This window comes from Allosediminivita pacifica (assembly GCF_003054175.1).
GTDB classification, from domain to species: Bacteria; Pseudomonadota; Alphaproteobacteria; order Rhodobacterales; family Rhodobacteraceae; genus Allosediminivita; species Allosediminivita pacifica.
Window position 1 is genome coordinate 1 of sequence record NZ_QBKN01000076.1, and the last position, 2,655, is coordinate 2,655.

At 62.9% G+C, this 2,655-nt stretch carries 5 protein-coding genes; 4 read left to right on the top strand and 1 reads right to left on the bottom strand.

Annotated elements, in window-relative coordinates:
- Positions 1-278, bottom strand: a 278-nt coding sequence (locus C8N44_RS22885; RefSeq protein WP_146178915.1) for an ArdC-like ssDNA-binding domain-containing protein, incomplete at its 3' end; no start/stop codon positions are given.
- 360 nt (positions 279-638) lie between these two features.
- Here C8N44_RS22885 and C8N44_RS22890 point away from each other — a divergent pair.
- From C8N44_RS22890 to C8N44_RS24005, 4 genes are all read left to right on the top strand, one after another.
- Complete coding sequence (locus tag C8N44_RS22890; RefSeq protein WP_107978988.1) at positions 639-956, top strand: H-NS histone family protein; 318 nt, start codon at positions 639-641, stop codon at positions 954-956.
- 14 nt (positions 957-970) lie between these two features.
- Entirely contained in the window at positions 971-1,588 is a 618-nt protein-coding gene (locus C8N44_RS22895; protein ID WP_107978989.1) for a plasmid pRiA4b ORF-3 family protein, read from the top strand.
- 329 nt (positions 1,589-1,917) lie between these two features.
- The gene (locus tag C8N44_RS22900) at positions 1,918-2,181 is read left to right on the top strand and encodes a pyocin activator PrtN family protein (protein WP_020043354.1); all 264 of its coding nucleotides are present in this window, start codon (positions 1,918-1,920) and stop codon (positions 2,179-2,181) included.
- A gap of 139 nt (positions 2,182-2,320) precedes the next feature.
- The coding region (locus C8N44_RS24005) for a DUF6088 family protein (protein ID WP_146178916.1) at positions 2,321-2,655 on the top strand (335 nt) is incomplete at its 3' end.

Sequence of the window (2,655 nt, forward strand, 5' to 3'; positions counted from 1 at the left end):
CCGAGCGACAGCGCCTGGCGGAACGTCAGCCAGTGCTGGGTTGGATAGCCCCGCTGGATCACGGAGCCCCAGAGGATCAGGACATTGATCCCGGAATACTGCCGACCCGTGCTGGCGTTGCGCGGCATGGCGAGCGGCGCCTGCACCGCCGCCGTCCCCCAGGGCTGGACCCAGGGCAGCCGGCCTTCCTCCAGCTCGGCGATGATCTTGTCGGTGATGTCGTCATAAAGGTTCGTGCGCGGACCGCTCTTGCCGGCCGCGCGATGCTCTCTGGTCATCGGAATGATCTCCGCGACGGGCGCCGGAGGCCTCTCCTCCAGCCCTCAACCCGTCACGGAAAACCCGCCCGCACTTTCACTCTCGGGGGCGTTGCGGGGTCTCCCCGCTGATGGGGGTGTGTCGGCAACGCCAGTGCCGACCAGGGGGAAGGCTTTCCCCCAGACAATCCTCGTATTCAGCCGAGGCAGGCATAAAAAGGCAAAAGCCACCAACCGCGAGCCGCCAATCCCCGACGTGTTGTAATCCCCAGGATATCTGCGCTTATCTGACACGCAATCGCGGTGCATGCTTTCCAGCGCCAGACGCCTTCCTTCCCGCGAGCTCGGGTTCAAAGCCAACGGGCAATAAAAGAGGACCAAATGACGGATATCGATCTTAACGCCTTGTCGCTTCCCGAGCTGAAGCAGTTGCAAAAGAATGTTGCGAAGGCCATCGCCAGTTTCGAGGACCGTCGCAAGGCCGAGGCCCGCGCCAAGGTTGACGAATTGGCCCGCGAACTCGGTTTCAGTTTCGACGAGCTTGCGGAAGTGGCTCCCACCCGGAAACGCGCGGGGTCCGCGCCCAAGTATCGCCATCCGGAGAACGCCGAAATCACCTGGTCCGGCCGTGGGCGCAAACCGGCATGGATCGCCGAGGCGCTGGCTTCGGGAAAATCGCTAGACGATTTTGCGATCTGACCGGGGGACCTGTCTTGTACCAGCCCGCGAATGCCGTCCGCCTACATGTCTCGCTGGCAGAGATTGACCCGCCGATCTGGCGGCGACTTGTCGTGCCGTCGGACTGGACGCTCGACAGGCTCCATCTGGTGCTGCAGGCCGCGTTCAGCTGGACCGACAGCCATCTGCATGAGTTCCGGATCGGCGGGCTGCGATATGGCGACCCCGATCAGCTTGAGGATGGTTTCGGGGGCCCGCAGACGTTCGACTACACCGGGGTCAGGCTGGCGGACTTCACCGGCCAGGATCCGGTCTTCACTTACCTCTACGACTTTGGGGATGACTGGACCCATGTGATCCGGATCGAGGAATGGCTGTCCCTCGATCCCCTGCCCCGCCATGCAGAATGCACCGAAGGGGCCGGTGCCCGGCCGCCCGAGGACGTCGGCGGCCCCTGGTCCTATGCCGATTTCCTCGAGACCATCCGCGATCAGAACCACGAGGACCACAGCTCCAACCTTCGCTGGGCCGGCGGGCATTTCGATCCGGACTGGTTCGACAAAGAGCTGATCAACAAGGATCTGCGCAACACCTTCCGCAAGAACACCAGCCGACGCCTGCATCAGCCCAAGCCAAAGCCTTCTGGTCGGTGAGCGCAGAGGGCTCGGCCCTCAAGGCGGTGCCGCGGGTCTGGATGACCCTCCTCCTGCCGGCATCGTCAGAGTGGTAGCGCCTCCAGCGGGATATCGGGCTGTCTGCACCGCGAAAGGTGCACTGGTGTCGCGTCCTTCCCAGTAGCTTTGCCTGGCGTGTGGGCGCGCGCACGACAAGCCCAAGCCTCGGCACCCTACCCCTTCACGCGCTCCCCAAAGTCTCCCGGATCCAACGCTCCCGTCCGATTTGCGCGCCATGCTATCCGCTTCCCCGCCAACCCGCTGCGCGCCCTTCTCCCAACTATGCCATCGTGCTTCACTCCGGGATCATGAACACGGCGTTTCTCTTGATAGCAATGTATTCCGGGCGACCGATCATTCCTGCGGAGGATGTCGCCAGGGATTTTTTCGGTCTGAGTACCGACAAGTTCATCCGCAAAGTCTCGGCCGGTTCGATCGCCCTCCCCCTCGTCCGCATGGAAGCGTCGCAGAAATGCGCCAAAGGCGTCCATATCGATGATCTGGCCGAGTACCTGGACAAGCGGCGGGCTGCAGCCGTCAAGGAATGCCTGCAACTGCAGGGCCTTCGGTAAGCGTGTTCCCCTCTCAAAATCGCCGAAGGCCAGCCTGATACCTACCCATGGCACGAAGCAGTCACCCTCCTCACCTCGCCCGACAGCACGGATTGAACTCTGTCAGAAAACTGCGTATATTTCTGACAGGAGAACGCTCATGCAGCACCTTGCTGAACAGATATTGACCCATGCAGAGGGACTTCCGGAAGGAGCGCCACTTGCCGCAAAGGGCCTGCTGCACCTCGGCAGCCGTGCCGGTGTGGATCAGGCTTTGTCGCGCCTTGCCGAGCGCGGCCAGTTGATCCGTGCCGGGCGCGGGGTTTACCTGCGACCAATCAAAAGCCGGTTTGGAACGCGCGCGCCGTCCGTGGAACAGGCTGTCGAGGCCCTCGCGGCACAACGTGGCGAAGTCATCGTTCCAACCGGCGCCGCCGAAGCGAATGCACTCGGCCTGACCACGCAAGTGCCTGTTCGATCCGTGTACCTGACCTC